16 protein-coding genes are annotated in these 14,224 nt (G+C 63.0%); 11 read left to right on the forward strand and 5 right to left on the reverse strand.

Annotated elements, in window-relative coordinates; all coding sequences use genetic code 11:
* Positions 1-20: 20 nt before the first annotated feature.
* From ACXAEK_RS08885 to ACXAEK_RS08900, 4 genes are all read right to left on the reverse strand, one after another.
* Complete coding sequence (locus ACXAEK_RS08885; RefSeq protein WP_475041272.1) at positions 21-374, reverse strand: GFA family protein; 354 nt, start codon at positions 372-374, stop codon at positions 21-23.
* A 92-nt stretch (positions 375-466) separates the two neighbouring features.
* Positions 467-1,102 carry a DUF1326 domain-containing protein gene (locus tag ACXAEK_RS08890; RefSeq protein WP_475041274.1) on the reverse strand — a complete coding sequence of 212 codons (636 nt, stop codon included), beginning with the start codon at positions 1,100-1,102 and terminating at the stop codon, positions 467-469.
* Between the two features lie 108 nt (positions 1,103-1,210).
* Positions 1,211-1,855, reverse strand: a complete 645-nt coding sequence (locus ACXAEK_RS08895; protein ID WP_475041275.1) for a glutathione S-transferase family protein — start codon at positions 1,853-1,855, stop codon at positions 1,211-1,213.
* 20 nt (positions 1,856-1,875) lie between these two features.
* Positions 1,876-2,424 (reverse strand): cysteine hydrolase family protein, encoded by a 549-nt coding sequence (locus ACXAEK_RS08900; protein ID WP_475041277.1) that lies wholly within the window; start codon positions 2,422-2,424, stop codon positions 1,876-1,878.
* Between the two features lie 97 nt (positions 2,425-2,521).
* On the opposite strand from ACXAEK_RS08900, the gene ACXAEK_RS08905 reads away from it, so the two are divergent.
* From ACXAEK_RS08905 to pheT, 6 genes are all read left to right on the forward strand, one after another.
* Positions 2,522-3,445 carry a GlxA family transcriptional regulator gene (locus ACXAEK_RS08905; RefSeq protein WP_475041278.1) on the forward strand — a complete coding sequence of 308 codons (924 nt, stop codon included), beginning with the start codon at positions 2,522-2,524 and terminating at the stop codon, positions 3,443-3,445.
* Between the two features lie 107 nt (positions 3,446-3,552).
* Positions 3,553-4,194 (forward strand): hypothetical protein, encoded by a 642-nt coding sequence (locus ACXAEK_RS08910; RefSeq protein ID WP_475041280.1) that lies wholly within the window; start codon positions 3,553-3,555, stop codon positions 4,192-4,194.
* Between the two features lie 152 nt (positions 4,195-4,346).
* On the forward strand, positions 4,347-5,420 hold the full coding sequence (pheS, locus tag ACXAEK_RS08915; protein ID WP_475041282.1) for a phenylalanine--tRNA ligase subunit alpha: 1,074 nt from the start codon (positions 4,347-4,349) through the stop codon (positions 5,418-5,420).
* A 7-nt stretch (positions 5,421-5,427) separates the two neighbouring features.
* Positions 5,428-6,348, forward strand: a complete 921-nt coding sequence (locus ACXAEK_RS08920) for a hypothetical protein (protein WP_475041284.1) — start codon at positions 5,428-5,430, stop codon at positions 6,346-6,348.
* Positions 6,349-6,633: 285 nt separating this feature from the next.
* The gene (locus tag ACXAEK_RS08925; protein ID WP_475041285.1) at positions 6,634-7,449 is read left to right on the forward strand and encodes a CE1 family esterase; all 816 of its coding nucleotides are present in this window, start codon (positions 6,634-6,636) and stop codon (positions 7,447-7,449) included.
* 89 nt (positions 7,450-7,538) lie between these two features.
* A complete protein-coding gene (gene pheT, locus ACXAEK_RS08930; RefSeq protein ID WP_475041286.1) occupies positions 7,539-9,935 on the forward strand; it encodes a phenylalanine--tRNA ligase subunit beta in 2,397 nt (798 codons plus the stop codon).
* A gap of 104 nt (positions 9,936-10,039) precedes the next feature.
* Here the strand turns inward: pheT and ACXAEK_RS08935 are convergent, their stop codons facing one another.
* On the reverse strand, positions 10,040-10,933 hold the full coding sequence (locus ACXAEK_RS08935) for a LysR family transcriptional regulator (protein ID WP_475045229.1): 894 nt from the start codon (positions 10,931-10,933) through the stop codon (positions 10,040-10,042).
* 87 nt (positions 10,934-11,020) lie between these two features.
* Here ACXAEK_RS08935 and ACXAEK_RS08940 point away from each other — a divergent pair, with 87 nt between their 5' ends.
* The 5 genes from ACXAEK_RS08940 to ACXAEK_RS08960 all read left to right on the forward strand — a co-directional run bounded on the left by ACXAEK_RS08940 (position 11,021) and on the right by ACXAEK_RS08960 (position 14,134).
* The gene (locus ACXAEK_RS08940) at positions 11,021-11,656 is read left to right on the forward strand and encodes a class I SAM-dependent methyltransferase (protein WP_475041288.1); all 636 of its coding nucleotides are present in this window, start codon (positions 11,021-11,023) and stop codon (positions 11,654-11,656) included.
* A 47-nt stretch (positions 11,657-11,703) separates the two neighbouring features.
* The gene (locus tag ACXAEK_RS08945) at positions 11,704-12,366 is read left to right on the forward strand and encodes a phosphoribosyltransferase (protein WP_475041289.1); all 663 of its coding nucleotides are present in this window, start codon (positions 11,704-11,706) and stop codon (positions 12,364-12,366) included.
* Positions 12,357-12,806, forward strand: coding sequence for a YtoQ family protein (locus ACXAEK_RS08950; RefSeq protein ID WP_475041291.1), 450 nt, complete (start codon positions 12,357-12,359; stop codon positions 12,804-12,806). The genes ACXAEK_RS08945 and ACXAEK_RS08950 overlap by 10 nt, the downstream gene beginning before the upstream one ends.
* On the forward strand, positions 12,803-13,333 hold the full coding sequence (locus ACXAEK_RS08955) for a GNAT family N-acetyltransferase (protein WP_475041293.1): 531 nt from the start codon (positions 12,803-12,805) through the stop codon (positions 13,331-13,333). Before ACXAEK_RS08950 ends, ACXAEK_RS08955 begins: the two co-directional genes overlap by 4 nt.
* A gap of 264 nt (positions 13,334-13,597) precedes the next feature.
* The gene (locus ACXAEK_RS08960) at positions 13,598-14,134 is read left to right on the forward strand and encodes a hypothetical protein (protein ID WP_475041294.1); all 537 of its coding nucleotides are present in this window, start codon (positions 13,598-13,600) and stop codon (positions 14,132-14,134) included.
* Positions 14,135-14,224 lie beyond the last annotated feature (90 nt).

Here is a 14,224-nt window from a genome sequence, read left to right on the forward strand (position 1 = left end):
GGCTGAAGGCCAACCGGATGTTACAGGCTTTTGCCGTCGAAGATCTCCGATGGCAGATGCAGGGCATTGACCTCGCCGATACATCCCAGATTGACGCGGAAGGTGCCGGGCGAAAGGCGCGGTTCCACGAATGTATGGATGCCGCAGGTGCCGCAGAAATGGTGCCGCGCCGCCATCGTGCCGAACCGGTAGGTCTTCAATGCCTCACAGCCTGCGGTGACTTCCATATATTCATGAGGCACTTTGAACGGGGTCAGATAGGCGGTTTTGCGGATGCAGATCGAACAGTCGCATTGCATTGCGCTGGTGATCTCCGGCGCACGGAAGGAGAAGCGGACAGCGCCGCAATGGCAGCTGCCTGAATAGGCTTTCATGGCTTGCCTCTTTGGGTTTGGGGAATGCGGCAAGTTTGACTGGCAGCCAAGGCGCCGGCAAGCGTTTTACGAGGTTTTGATGCTGGCCGGCCTCAGGCGGCGATCCCGTGCGGGCCATGGCGGATGATGGCCCATTGGCCATAGCTGTCGTCCAGGTCCAGCTTGATCGCAGCATTGGACTTGGTGGAGGCGCTGCCGATTTCTGCCAGAGTGAACTCGATCCCGCCGGGGATGTCGATGCGCACCCGGTGCTCGCCGCCGCCGTGCGGGGCCTGGATCGGGCGGCCGGTTGAGGTGACCAGCCCTTCGATATCCAGCCTGGCGGTGCGGTTTTCGATGTCAACTTCGTAGTCGATCCGCTTGACCAGTGTCTCGTGGACCGTGTCGCACATGGCGCGGAACACCCACCAGTGGGTGGCTTCCTCATCAGTTTCGCCGCCCATGAACACGGTTTCAATCGCCGCGCGCTGGGCGTCGGTGGTCCGGTCGTCGATGATTGCCTGCAGTGCGCCCTTGCCTTCGAAAACCGGGCCGGGCCAGGCATAGAACAGAGCAGCGCGGGCACCAGTCAGGTCGGTATCGCCGAAATGGCCCTTGTCGATATGGATCACCTCGAACCCGGTGCAATGCCCATGGGTGGGCAGATCTTCGAACTGGCAGGGGCAGCCGTAATTGCAGTTGCAGTTCCCGAAGCTGCGGCCTTCGATATACCAATCCACATGTGCCATGGCTGTCACCTCCGGTTATCTGCTGAAAGGAATTCCGGAAGTGTATCACAAAACAACCGCAAATTCAGCGGGCGGGCCCGGAGCCGGCTGGCCCCGGGCGCTGCGGCACTAGGCCGGGATGATCTGCTGATCCATCTGCTTGTCTTTGACACGGTCGCTTTCGACCAGCTTCTGCAGGGCCGGGCGGGACAGAACCCGCTGCCGGTAGGCCTCCAGATTCGGATAGGTGCTGTGATCCAGGCGGGCGTTGCCGGACAGTACAAAGAACCAGGCCAGATAGGCATCCGCGGCGCAAAAACGCTCTCCCAGCAGGAAGGGGCGGTCCGCCAGATGGTCCTCCAGCAGTTGGAACCGCAGTGGTGCCAGCTCGCGCACGCGGTCCTTCACGGCGTCAGTGGCCTCCTGGTAGAACACCACCCGGAACAACCCCTTGTGCAGTTCCGTGGCGCAGAAATTGGTCCAGCGCAGCAGCTGGAAATAGTCTGGGTCTTGTGGATCCACCCGGAACTCCGGGTTCTGCGATTGCGACTGGATCCACATCAGCACGGTGGCGGTTTCGGTGATGCGGGTGCCGTCCTCCAGCTCCAGCACCGAGACCTGGCCCAGCGGGTTCACGTCATAGAGCGAGCCGCCGGCCTCCAGTTCCTTGGTGCGCAGGTTCAGATAGGCGATGTCCAGCGGCACCCCGCCCTCGGCGGCAGCAAAGCGGGCAGCGAGGGAGCAGGTGAGCGGGGCGTGGTAAAGCGTGGTCATTCAGGCAGTCTCGTTCAGGATCAGGCGGAAACAAGGGAATCGGTGGTCACAATGGCGGCATAGGCAAAGCCAAGCGCCGACATATAGGCTTTGTGCACGTCCGCGGCGGCGATGGTTGCGCCGTTGAACTCCAGATCGCGGGAGGAGCAGGCGTCCTCGACCACGGTGACCGCATAACCATAGTCAGCGGCGGCGCGGGCGGCGGCGTCGATGCACATGTGGCTCATGTCGCCGGCAATGGTGACATCGGTGATGCCGTTCTCGTCCAGCAGCTGTTTTAGATTGGTTTCGCGGAAGGCGTTCACATGGTGCTTGAGCACGGTGGGCTCGCCGTCTGCGGGCTGCATCGAGGCATGGATCTGCGCGCCCTCGCTGCCGGGAGCAAAGAAGGGGGCGTCGTCAGAGGTGAATTCGTGATGCACATGGACGATCAATTGGCCCATGGCGCGGGCCTGGTCCAGCAGGCGCCGGGCATTGGAGGCAGAGGCCTCGATCCCGTGCAGCTCCCATTTGCCGCCGGGGAAATAGTCGTTCTGGATGTCGATCAGGATCAATGCGGATTTGGTCATTTGGATCTCTGTTTCCTTGGATGCTGGGTTGGTATAGGCCCTCGGCGTGCCCAGATGTGATTGGCGGAAATGACATAAAGCGGGTTCAATCAGACAAATGGCATCGGATACAGAGATACGGATCGGGCTGGCGGCCTATCCTTGCGCGCAGCGGGCGGCGGTGCTGGGCTTGCAGGACTTGCTGCAGGCCGCCAGCGGGATGCAGCAAGCAGCGCGGGGGCTGAGGGTTGAGATTGTCGAGGCGTTTGAAGGTGATGACCGGTTTGACGCGGTGATCCTGCCGCCCTGCCTGGGGCCGCGGCCGGAAGGGGCGGCACTGGCCGCGGTCTCAGCCTGGGTGGCGCGGCAGCACGGGGGCGGGGCGCTGGTCTGTTCGATCTGCGCCGGGGCCTTTCCGCTGGCGGAGACGGGATTGCTGGACGGGCGCCAGGCGACCACCCATTGGGCCTTGGCGCCGGCCTTTGCCCAGGCTTATCCGCAAGTGCAGCTGCAGGCCGAGCGGCTGCTGATCGACGATGGCGACGTGATCACCGCAGGCGGGCTGATGGCCTGGACCGACCTTGGCTTGCGGCTGGTGGCGCGGTTCCTAGGGCTGGCGGTGATGCTGGAAACCGCGCGGTTCTTTCTGATCGACCCGGGCGGGCGCGAGCAGAGCTACTACAACCTGTTCGCCCCGGACCTCAGCCATGGCGACGCCCCGGTGCTGAAGGCGCAGCACTGGCTGCAGGCGCACTACGCTGAGGGGGTAACAGTGCCGCAGATGGCGGCGGCGGCCGGGCTGGAGGAGCGCACCTTCCTGCGCCGCTTTCAGGCCGCCACCGGGCTGAAGCCCTCGCAATACCTGCAGCAGCTGCGCGTCGCCAAGGCGCGGGAGCGGCTGGAGCTGTCAACTGCCAGCATTGAGAGCATTGCGATGGAAGCGGGCTATCTGGACGTCTCCGCCTTCCGCAAGCTGTTCCAGCGGATTGTCGGCCTGTCGCCGAGTGAATACCGCAAGCGGTTTGCGCCGGCACGGGGGTGAATTCGCAGAGCCTTTTGTGGGCAGAGGATAAATACTCAGGTATCAGGAAGTTGAAGACAGGCAGCGTATCAAGCTGATGAAGATTTCAATTCCGGGTGGCTCTGAAAATGTACAAAGACCAGGTTTCTGAAGCGCAGTTTGAACTTGCCGCTGAAATGGCAGGTTATGTGTTGCTCAGGCTCACGCGGTTTTTCTCGCAGCTCGATTTTGACGACTGGAAGGACATTGTGTCCGGCGAGGAGGGCGCGAAAAACGAGAGCGGGGCGTATGATGGCGTCGCGCAGTTCAGCGGCCTTGCTGGCGCGCTCATTTGGGCAAATGTTGCAGCATACAGCCGCGCGGCCTGGGTGCTGGAGCAGTTGGGGATAGTCACCAGGCACAGAGAAACCGCTTTTTTCAAAGCGGCTGTGCCGTGTGGCAAAATCCGGCAGCACTTGCTGGAAAGCCGCACTCTCGGAGCGGAAGAGTTCGAATACATGGTCTACGCCTTCTTTGGGTGCGAAACCCAGGATGAATGGGGCGCAGCCAGTTTGGAGGGTCCGGACGGGCCGATGGCGTCTTCGGTGGTTGAGCTGGACCCTGGCTTTGCGCAGCTTTGCAAGAACGCAGGGTTGATCGGGAAAACGGAGGGGCAATGGGCCTGGACACCGCTTATGGAGCGCTGCATGTCACCCATTGAATCTGGGGTTAGCGTTCCGGGATTCTTCAGCCGTTCCGTGTCTTCAGACTGGGAGGCAATGCTGGTTTAGGCAAGCATGGCCAAGTCCTGTCTTTGCCCAAGACTATGCTTGCCGAAACTCCTTTGCCGCCTGCAACACACCCAGCAGCGCATCCGCCTTGGCCCTCTTGCTTTCAGCGGCCCTTGTGGTAGCAGGGCACAAGCACAATTCGAGGGGCCGTCATGGACGATCTTAAAGCCAAATACCTGGGTCAGATTGCGGATGCTGCGGATGAAGCCGCGCTGGAGGCGATCCGCGTGGCTGCCGTGGGCAAAAAGGGCGAAGTGGCGCTGAAGATGCGCGAGCTGGGCAAGATGACCCCGGAAGAGCGCCAGGTGGCTGGCCCCGCGCTGAACGCGCTGAAGGATGAGATCAACTCGGCCCTGGCCGCCAAGAAGGCCGGCCTGGAAGATGCAGCACTTGATGAACGCCTGCGCACCGAATGGCTGGACGTGACTCTGCCGTCGCGCCCCACCCGCCAGGGTTCGCTGCATCCGATCAGCCAGGTGCAGGAAGAGATCACCGCGATCTTTGCCGAGCTGGGTTTCTCCGTCGCCGAAGGGCCGCGGATCGATACAGACTGGTACAACTTCGATGCGCTGAATATCCCCGGCCACCACCCGGCGCGCGCCGAGATGGACACGTTCTATATGCACCGTGCCGAAGGCGACGACCGGCCGCCGCATGTGCTGCGCACCCATACTTCGCCGGTGCAGATCCGCTCGATGGAGAAGATGGGCGCGCCGCTGCGCATCATCTGCCCGGGCGGTGTCTACCGTGCCGACTATGACCAGACCCACACGCCAATGTTCCACCAGGTCGAAGGCCTGGCGCTGGACAAGGACATCTCGATGGCGAACCTCAAGTGGGTGCTGGAGGAGTTCGTCAAATCCTTCTTTGAGGTGGACGACGTTGAGCTGCGCTTCCGCGCCTCGCATTTCCCCTTCACCGAGCCGTCCGCCGAAGTTGACATCCGCTGCTCCTGGGAAGACGGCACGCTGAAGATCGGCGAAGGCGACGACTGGATGGAAATCCTCGGCTCCGGCATGGTGCACCCCAAGGTGATCGCGGCCGGCGGTATCGACCCGGAGATTTATCAGGGCTTTGCCTTCGGCATCGGCATCGACCGTCTGGCGATGCTGAAATACGGCATCCCCGACCTGCGCGCCTTCTTCGACAGCGACCTGCGCTGGCTGCGCCACTACGGCTTCCAGAGCCTCGACATGCCGGCGCTGCATGGCGGTTTGAGCAGGTAAACCTAAGTTGAAGGGTATTGCTCAAAATGCACTTGTTACCGCCATCGTCGCCGCTGTCGTCGGTGGCGTGTTCACACTTGCTCCTATAGCGTACGACTGGGTTACCAAGCGCCAATTGATAACCTATGATACGGTGTCTTCTGGTGTATTGAATGCAGATACCGACAAACAAATTTATTTTATCGACGTAAGTAACGAAGGTTCGAGCGAGGTCGAGAGCGTAGAAATAAACTATAAGCTTGATGGCAATAATATTGCCGACTTCACACTAGATACTCCCTTTGGAGTTAAAACTGAGCATGTTGTTTCTGGTAGTGAAGTTACAGTTCAAGTAGGAGAGCTTAACCCCAGCGAGTCTGTGCGATTTGCCTTTCTTGCTGAGGGTGATCTTAGCGGCGAAGAAGGGGTACTTTCTATCCGCGCGCGCGGTCTTTCGTCGGACAAAATTGTTGAACGGACCGACGAGGCTGACGGCCTTTTAGGGTTTTTAGATTCCCCATTTGATACCTTTGTGCTGCTTATGGGCTACGCGGCGGTAGTTATGTTTGTTCTAAAGTTGAAAGGCTGGCGAAGAGGTGGTGGAGGCCAATATCTGGACCGTGATGTTGAGCTTCGGTATATTAGGCTCCTGTGTGGAGAAGCGCCTGAACTAAAGAGTGTCGATACCAGCAATATTACCTACGCAGGTTTTTCCGACGTTGTTTATTTGTCAGTATTTAACGGGAACTTGAGCAAGGAAGTCGGACTGAAAGCGTTAGGCTGCTTGTCGCGGTGTCAAATGGCAAGTGAAAGCAAGGCGACTGTAGAACGCCATATTTCTCAGCTTCTGGGCGAGGAGGCAGACGAATTTGTTCGCAGCTGCAACGAACGTAGCGAAGATGAGCGTGGTGATTTTGAGAAGATTTTTGCGTCTACAATTGCGAGTTGACGGTTCTTTTCGCGATGTTTTGTGAATTTCAGTAGCGGTTGAACTAGATCGACAGCGCGGAACAAGGCCGAGAGGCCGCCGCGCCATCGCCTGACCGCCCGCACGGGCAGGCGATTGGGGGAGCCAAGCGCACCAGCTGGAGGTCGTACGGACGTGGCCGGCATAAATTGCCAAACATCCCTGTCGGATCGCCTCCCCGCGGTCAGGCGATGGCGCGGCTTGTCCACCCACAGCCCCACAAACATGTGACGTGACACTTGGGGCTCCTTGGCTAGGCTCGGGCAGATGATCCGAGCAGTTTTTTCCTTTTCCGCCGCCCTTCTGTGGGCCACCTCCGCCGCCGCCATGGGGCCGTGGCAGGCCTCTGACTGCCATGGCGAGACAGCCTGCCAGCTGGAAGACCGTTCCTATCACGTGATGGAGCCGGAGGGGTGGGACGGGGTCTCAGCCCTGCCGGTGCTCTTGCATTTCCACGGCTGGGCGCGGACCGGGGTCAATGCGCAGCGGAGCGACCGGGTGGGGGCCTCGACCAAGCGGCGCGGGGTGCTGTTGGTGACGCCGAACGGGCGGCGCAAGACCTGGGACTTCTGGACGGCCCAGACGGAGGACGTGGAATTTGCCAACCAGGTGCTGGAGGATGTGGCCAAGCGCTACCCGGTTGATATGGATAAGATTTACGTCTCTGGCTACTCCTATGGCTCGGCCATGGCCTGGCGGTATGCCTGTCAGAGCGGCAACCACGTGGCGGCGCTGCTGGGGATTGCCGGGGCGTTTCCGCCGGGAGAGACCTGCCCCGAGGCGCCGCGCGAGGTGCGCCATGTGCATGGGGTGAGCGATACGGTTATGCCCTTTCCGAATGACCGGCTTGGGGCCGAAACCGTGCCGATGGGGCTGTGGCGCGCCCGGCTGAATTGCGGCGCGGGCCGCGGGACCGGCGACTGGCAAGTGGTGGAGTTCCTAACGCTCTCGCGCAAGGAGTGGCGCGATTGCAGCGCGGGGCAGGTGGTTCTGGACATCCATCCCGGCGGTCACTTCATCCCGCATGGCTGGATCGGGCGGCAATTGGATGAGCTTTTGGGGCGCACTCCCAGCTATCCGTGACCACGGGGGCAGCGGACCCTTGAACCTTGGCGCATTCTTTGCCATTGCCTCAGGTCAAACACGCATGTCTGCCAAGGGGTCCCCGACCGATGAAATTCACGCTTTCCTGGCTGAAAGACCACCTCGACACCGACGCCTCGGTGGAAGAGATCACTGATGCCCTGACCGATCTGGGCCTTGAGGTCGAAGGGGTCGTCAATCCGGCGGACGCGCTGAAGGACTTCAAGCTTGGCTATGTGAAGCACGCCGAGAAGCACCCGGACGCCGACAAGCTGCGGGTCTGCAAGGTAGACACCGACGAGGGCGAGCTGCAGATCATCTGCGGCGCGCCGAACGCGCGTGAAGGCATCACCGTGGTGGTCTGCAAGCCGGGCATGTATATCCCCGGCCTCGACATCACCATTGGCGTCGGCAAGATCCGTGGCGTTGAGAGCTTCGGCATGATGGCGTCGGAGCGCGAGCTGGAGCTGTCGGAAGAGCATGACGGCATCATCGAGCTGCCCTCGGGCGAGGTTGGCGACAGTTTTGTCGATTGGCTGGCGGAGAACGATCCGGCCAAGGTCGACCCGGTGATCGAGATCGCGATCACCCCGAACCGCCCCGATGCGCTGGGCGTCTATGGCATCGCCCGCGATCTGGCGGCACGGGGCCTCGGCACCCTCAAGACCCGCGCGTTTGAGGCGATCCCGGGCGATTTCGCAAGCCCGGTCAAGGTCACCATCGACGCCGACACGCTGGACGGTTGCCCGCTGTTTGCGGGCCGGGTGATCAAGAGCGTGAAGAACGGCCCCAGCCCGCAGTGGCTGCAGGACCGGCTGAAGGCGATCGGCTTGCGCCCGATTTCGGCGCTGGTGGACATCACCAACTACTTCACCTTCGACCAGAACCGCCCGCTGCATGTGTTCGACGCGGCCAAGGTCGCAGGCGACCTGCGGGTGCACCGTGCCCAGGGCGGCGAAACGCTGAAGGCGCTGGACGAGAAGGAATACACCTTCGGCGCGGGCCAGATGGTGATTTCCGACGCCAACGGCCCCGAAAGCATCGGCGGCATCATGGGCGGCGAGGAGACCGGCTGCACCGAGGAAACCGTGGATGTGTTCCTGGAAAGCGCGTTCTGGGATCACGTGCAGATTGCCATGGCGGGGCGGGCGCTGAAAATCAACTCCGACGCACGCTACCGCTTTGAGCGCGGCGTCGACCCTGAATACACCATCGAGGGCCTGCACCGGGCGACCCAGATGATCCTGGACCTTTGCGGCGGCGAGCCGTCGGAGGTGGTGATTGCGGGCGATGTGCCGGATCATTCGCGCGCCTACAAGCTGGACGCCGACCGGGTGCAGTCGCTGGTGGGGATGGAGATCCCGGAAAGCGATCAGCGCCAGACCCTGACCCGCCTCGGCTTCCGCCTGGAGGGCAGCATGGCGCATGTGCCGAGCTGGCGTCCGGACGTGCAGGGCGAGGCTGATCTGGTAGAAGAGGTCGCGCGGATTGCCTCGCTGACCAAGCTGCAGGGCAAGCCGCTGCCGCGCCTGACCGATGGCATCCCGAAACCGGTGATGACGCCGCAGCAGCGCCGCCAGCAGATGGCGCGCCGCACCTGCGCCAGCCTCGGCTACAACGAGGTGGTGAGCTACAGCTTTATCGACAAGGCCTCCGCCGCGCTGTTCGGCGGCGGCGATGATGCCACCATGCTGGCCAACCCGATCTCGTCCGAAATGTCGCATATGCGCCCCGATCTGCTGGCTGGCCTGCTGCAGGCCGCAGCCCGCAACCAGGCGCGCGGCTACATGGATCTGGCGCTGTTTGAGGCAGGCCCTGCCTTCACCGGCGGCGAGCCGGGCGAGCAGGTGAACCAGATTGCGGGCCTCTTGGTGGGCCGCACCGGGCCGAAGGACGTGCATGGCGCTTCGCGCGCGGTGGATCTTTATGACGCCAAGGCCGACATTGAGGCGGTTCTGGCTGCCATTGGCGCCCCGGCCAAGGTGCAGGTGTTGCGCGACGGCGCTGCCTGGTGGCACCCGGGCCGCCACGGCCGCATTTGCCTGGGCCCGAAAAAGACCCTGGGCGTCTTTGGTGAGCTGCATCCCAAGGTTCTGAAAGAGATGGGCATCAAGGGTGCCGCGGTCGCCTTCACCATCTGGCCGGATGAAATTCCGCTGCCGCGCAAATCCTCTGCCACTCGCCCGGCGCTGGCAATCAGCGATCTGCAGGCGGTGGAGCGGGACTTTGCCTTTGTGGTGGATGACAGCGTCGAAGCACTGACCCTGGTCAATGCTGCTGCGGGTGCCGACAAGGCGCTGATCGAAGACGTGCGAGTCTTTGACGAGTTCATCGGCGGCAGCCTGGGTGAGGGCAAGAAATCGCTGGCGATCACCGTGCGGCTGCAGCCCAGCGACAAGACTCTGAAGGAAAAGGACATCGAGGCGGTGAGCGAGAAGATCATTGCCAAAGTGACCAAGGCAACCGGCGGCACTCTGCGCGGGTAACGGCTGGCCCAAGGCTTTTGAGAAAAAGCCTTGGCAAAAGTTTTGAGGAAAACTTTTGGGCGGCTCCCGGTTTCGGGGCCGCCTTTTTCCTTTGCGGCGGCGGTTCAGAACCGCATCTTCAGCCCAGTCAGGTAATCGGCCAGAATGTCGAACACCAGGCGGATGCGGCGGCTGGTATGCAGCTCGCGATGGGTGGCCAGCCACAACGGGAACTCCAGCGTTGGCAGATCTTCCAGGTCCAGCGGCTCAACATCCGGGCTTTTGCGGGCGATGGCGTCCAGCATCGGCACGATGCCGAACCCCTGCCGCACCAGTTCCCAAGCCGCCAGGCCGCTGGTTGAACCAACAGGGAAGTTGTCTTCGCTCAGCCGGATGCCGAGCGGTTCCATGTAGCCGAGGAACTGGGGAATATCGCCGAAGGACACGAAGTCATGGGTGCTGAGGTCGGCGCGGCAGCGCGGGGTTCCGCGGCGCTCCAGATAGCTGCGGGCGGCATAAAAGCGGGCGGTGGTGTCCTGCATCTTGCGGGCGATCAGGTCCGGCTGCTCCGGACGGACGTGGCGGACGGCGATATCGGCCTCGCGCCGCTGCAGGTCGCGGATATCATCCGCGGCAACAATCTCAATCCGCAGCCGCGGCGCCTGCTGGCGCAGCCGCTCCAGCACCCCGGGCAGGATATGGGCCGAGATGCCGTCGCTGGCGGTGATGCGCACCAGCCCTTCGATGGTCTGAGCCTGGCCGGTCGCGGCAAGGGCCAGCCTGTCGGCGGCCTCGCCCATCCTGCGGCTGTGGGCCAGCAGCTCCCGCCCCGCTTCGGTCAGGGCCAGCGACCGGCCCAGCCGTTCAAACAGCAGTACGCCCAGCTCCTCCTCCAGTGCGGCCACCTGGCGCGACAATGTCGGCTGGGTGAGGCCAAGCTTGCGCGCTGCTGCTGACAGAGAACCTGTTTCAGCGGTGGCAAAGAAGGCGCGGATGTGGTTCCAATCGGGGCTCATTATGCAAATACGTATATCAACACTGCGGATTTCGGCAATTTATCTGTGGTTCTTGCATGGGTAAGGTTTGGCCAGCCAAGGAGACCTGCGATGACCGCCGACGCCCGCTTTTGGAACAAGATCGCCCCGAAATACGCCAAGTCCAAGATCCGCGACATGGACGCCTACCGCTATGCGCTGGAACGGACGCGGTCCTATCTCAAGGCGGATGATACCGTGCTGGAACTGGGCTGCGGCACCGGCTCCACCGCCATTGAGCTGGCGCGCGATGTCTCCAAGATCGTCGCAACCGATCTGTCTGAGGCGATGCTGGAGGTGGGCCGCGAGCGGGCCTGGGATGCAGGTGCTGGCAATGTCGAGTTTCAATGCTGCAGCGCCGGGCAGGCGCCCGAGGGGCCGTTTGACGCGGTGCTGGCGCATAACCTGCTGCACCTGCTGCCGGACATGGCAGAGGTTCTGGACGGCGTCGCCGAGCGGCTGCGGCCCGGCGGGCTTTTCATCTCCAAGACCCCCTGTTTGGGCGAGATGCGGGGCAGCTGGAAATACTGGCTGTTTTCGGCGGCCATTCCGCTGATGCGGCTGGCGGGCAAGGCGCCAAGCTACGTGGACTTCATCGGCATACGCAGGCTGGAGGAGGCAGTGCAGAAGGCCGGGTTTGAGATCATCGAGACCGGCAACTACCCGGCCGATACCCCCGGGCGCTACCTGGTGGCGCGGCGGCGCTGAATTTTGCCTTTGCGGCTTCCGCGCTAGGTAACGGGGTGGAGGCTGAGATGTTTGAAGACCGGATGTCTGCCGGACTTCAGCTGGCCAAGGAACTGGCTGAACTGCCGATGACAGACCCTGTGGTGCTGGCGCTGCCGCGGGGCGGTGCGCCTGTGGCCCTGCCGGTTGCGCAAGCCTTGCACGCGCCCATGGACCTGATCCTGATCCGCAAGATCGGCATGCCCTCCAACCCGGAACTGGCTGCAGGGGCTTTGGCCGAGGGCAGCAATCCCATATTCAACGGCGCACTGCTGAAGGCCACGGGCATGAGGCCAGAAGATTTTGCCCCTCAGGTCGCCCAGGCTCGGGAAGAGAACGCCGCCCGCCGCGCCCGCTATCTGCAAGGACGCGACCCGATTGTGCTGGAAGGGCGCACGGTGATTGTGGTGGACGACGGGATTGCCACCGGCGCCACATTCATGGCAGCGCATTTCTGGCTGCAGGAGCGTAAGCCCGCCGGGGTGATCCTGGCTGTGCCGGTTGCACCGCCGGAAGCGGTGGACGAACTGCGCCCCTTGGTGGATACTCTGGTCTGTTTGCTGAGCCCCAGGGAGTTCTGGGCGGTCGGCGCACATTACAGGGATTTTACGCAAACCAGCGATGACGAGGTCATGGCCGCCTTGGCCGCGGCCCCGGAAGCTGGCGCAGGAAAGGACAAGACGTGGCATTGAATGTTTATCTCTCAGGCGAGATCCACACCGACTGGCGGGAACAGATCATCGAAGGCGCCAAGGGGCTGGAGGTGAGCTTCAGCGCGCCGGTGACGGATCACGGCGCCAGCGACGACTGCGGCGTGGCGGTGCTGGGCGCTGAGGAGAACAAGTACTGGCACGACCACAAGGGCGCGATGGTCAATGCGATCCGCACCCGCAAGGGGATTGCGGATGCCGATGTTGTGGTGGTGCGCTTTGGCGACAAGTACAAGCAGTGGAACGCGGCCTTTGACGCGGGCTATGCCGCGGCGCTGGGCAAGTCGATCATTGTCCTGAGCCCGCCGGAGCATCAGCACGCCTTGAAAGAGGTGCATGCCGCCGCGCTCGCGGTAGCAGAGGAGCCGCGCCAGGTGGTCGAAATCCTCAACTACGTGCTGACCGGCAAGCTGCCTGAATGACCGCTCCCACGCTGGAGACAGAACGGCTGATCCTGCGCCCGCACCGGGTGCAGGATTTCGGGGTTGTGGCGGCGCTTTGGGCGGAGCCGGAGGTGGTGCGGTTCATCTCCGGCACGCCGTCGACGCCAGAGGAAAGCTGGACCCGGCTGCTGCGCTACATCGGCCATTGGCAGGCGCTGGGCTATGGCTATTGGGCCGTGACCCTGCGGGACAGCGGGCAGTTCATCGGCGAGGTGGGCTTTGCCGACTACCAGCGCAGCATGGAGCCGCCGCTGGCCGGTGTGCCGGAAGCGGGCTGGGTGCTGGCACCTGAAGTGCACGGGCAGGGGATTGCGACAGAGGCGGTTAGCCGTATCCACGATTGGGCGGCGGAGATGACGGACTGGGCGGAAACCGCCTGTATCTTTGATCCCAGCCATACCGCGTCGCACAGGGTGGCGCGCAAGCTGGGCTATGCGCCTGTGGGGGAGGCGCTCTACAGGGGCAGCCCGGCGCTGGTGATGAAACGGGGCATCCTGCGGACCTGAAACGGGATGCTCCCGCCCGGCTTCGGCCCTGGCAGGCCTTAGCCCGTTGGGCGTAGCGCCGCGCAGGGCGCGGCGGACCCGCCAGGCTGCTGGGTTGGCCTGCCGGTTGAAAGAGGTGAGGCGCGTAGGCGGTTTGCGCAGGATTTGCGTTTTCGGGATCCTTGCAACGGTTCGTTAACACGGCGGCGGTTATCTGGTGGCGATACGCACGACATTTGGAATGCCGCTCGCCTTTTCCGGAAACGGCGGCACCAGGAAAAGACCATGACAAACCGCCGCAGACCTGCCTTGCAAATCACCCAGCTGTCCGAGGACGAGGGCCTGTTCAAGCGCGAAGTGCGCGATGTGGAGGTGGAGCTGGTGCCGGTCTTCAGCCGCAACAACCGCGGCGACCTGGTGGTGAAGGGCATTGTGAAACCGGACGCAGAGGTGGAAGTGGTCTTTGCCGGCCGCCGCACCCGGGACGCGGCGGCGCTGATGGAGGTGATGAAGAAGGTCCGGGCCCAGGGGCTGCGGTCGGCTGTGAACGGGCATGAGGCCATGCTGCAGGTCCGGCGCCTGCGGCTGCCGCTCAAGGTGCGGGGCACCTGGCGGCTGCGGTTTGTCGCGGATGAGTCCGGCTGGGATCTCAAGACCTATCAGCTGCTGGCCGCGCAATGGGCTTTTACCGGGCTGGACGGGCAGACCGTCGTGTCGGGGCGCCCGCCGGAGCGGCGGCAGAACCCGGCGCAGCACCGCGCGCGGGAGGCCCGCGCCCGTAACGCCGCGATCCGCGCCATGCAGGCGGCACGGGCCGAGTGACCGCTTGAGGGCGCAACAGGAAAACGCCCCGCCAAAGGCGGGGCGCCGGGCCCAACTGGATGAGGCCTGCCAGGGCCGAAGCCGGGCGGG

It is taken from the genome of Leisingera sp. ABM4_101 (assembly GCF_056158725.1).

Excerpts from the sequence above, each read along its gene's own strand:
- ACXAEK_RS08910 (WP_475041280.1), top strand. The coding sequence starts at position 3,553 with ATGTACAAAGACCAGGTTTCTGAAGCGCAGTTTGAACTTGCCGCTGAA.
- ACXAEK_RS08945 (WP_475041289.1), top strand. The coding sequence starts at position 11,704 with ATGTTTGAAGACCGGATGTCTGCCGGACTTCAGCTGGCCAAGGAACTG.
- ACXAEK_RS08885 (WP_475041272.1), bottom strand. The coding sequence starts at position 374 with ATGAAAGCCTATTCAGGCAGCTGCCATTGCGGCGCTGTCCGCTTCTCC.
- ACXAEK_RS08900 (WP_475041277.1), bottom strand. The coding sequence starts at position 2,424 with ATGACCAAATCCGCATTGATCCTGATCGACATCCAGAACGACTATTTC.
- ACXAEK_RS08960 (WP_475041294.1), top strand. The coding sequence starts at position 13,598 with ATGACAAACCGCCGCAGACCTGCCTTGCAAATCACCCAGCTGTCCGAG.
- ACXAEK_RS08925 (WP_475041285.1), top strand. The coding sequence starts at position 6,634 with ATGATCCGAGCAGTTTTTTCCTTTTCCGCCGCCCTTCTGTGGGCCACC.
- pheS (WP_475041282.1), top strand. The coding sequence starts at position 4,347 with ATGGACGATCTTAAAGCCAAATACCTGGGTCAGATTGCGGATGCTGCG.
- pheT (WP_475041286.1), top strand. The coding sequence starts at position 7,539 with ATGAAATTCACGCTTTCCTGGCTGAAAGACCACCTCGACACCGACGCC.
- ACXAEK_RS08890 (WP_475041274.1), bottom strand. The coding sequence starts at position 1,102 with ATGGCACATGTGGATTGGTATATCGAAGGCCGCAGCTTCGGGAACTGC.
- ACXAEK_RS08955 (WP_475041293.1), top strand. The coding sequence starts at position 12,803 with ATGACCGCTCCCACGCTGGAGACAGAACGGCTGATCCTGCGCCCGCAC.
- ACXAEK_RS08895 (WP_475041275.1), bottom strand. The coding sequence starts at position 1,855 with ATGACCACGCTTTACCACGCCCCGCTCACCTGCTCCCTCGCTGCCCGC.
- ACXAEK_RS08940 (WP_475041288.1), top strand. The coding sequence starts at position 11,021 with ATGACCGCCGACGCCCGCTTTTGGAACAAGATCGCCCCGAAATACGCC.
- ACXAEK_RS08905 (WP_475041278.1), top strand. The coding sequence starts at position 2,522 with ATGGCATCGGATACAGAGATACGGATCGGGCTGGCGGCCTATCCTTGC.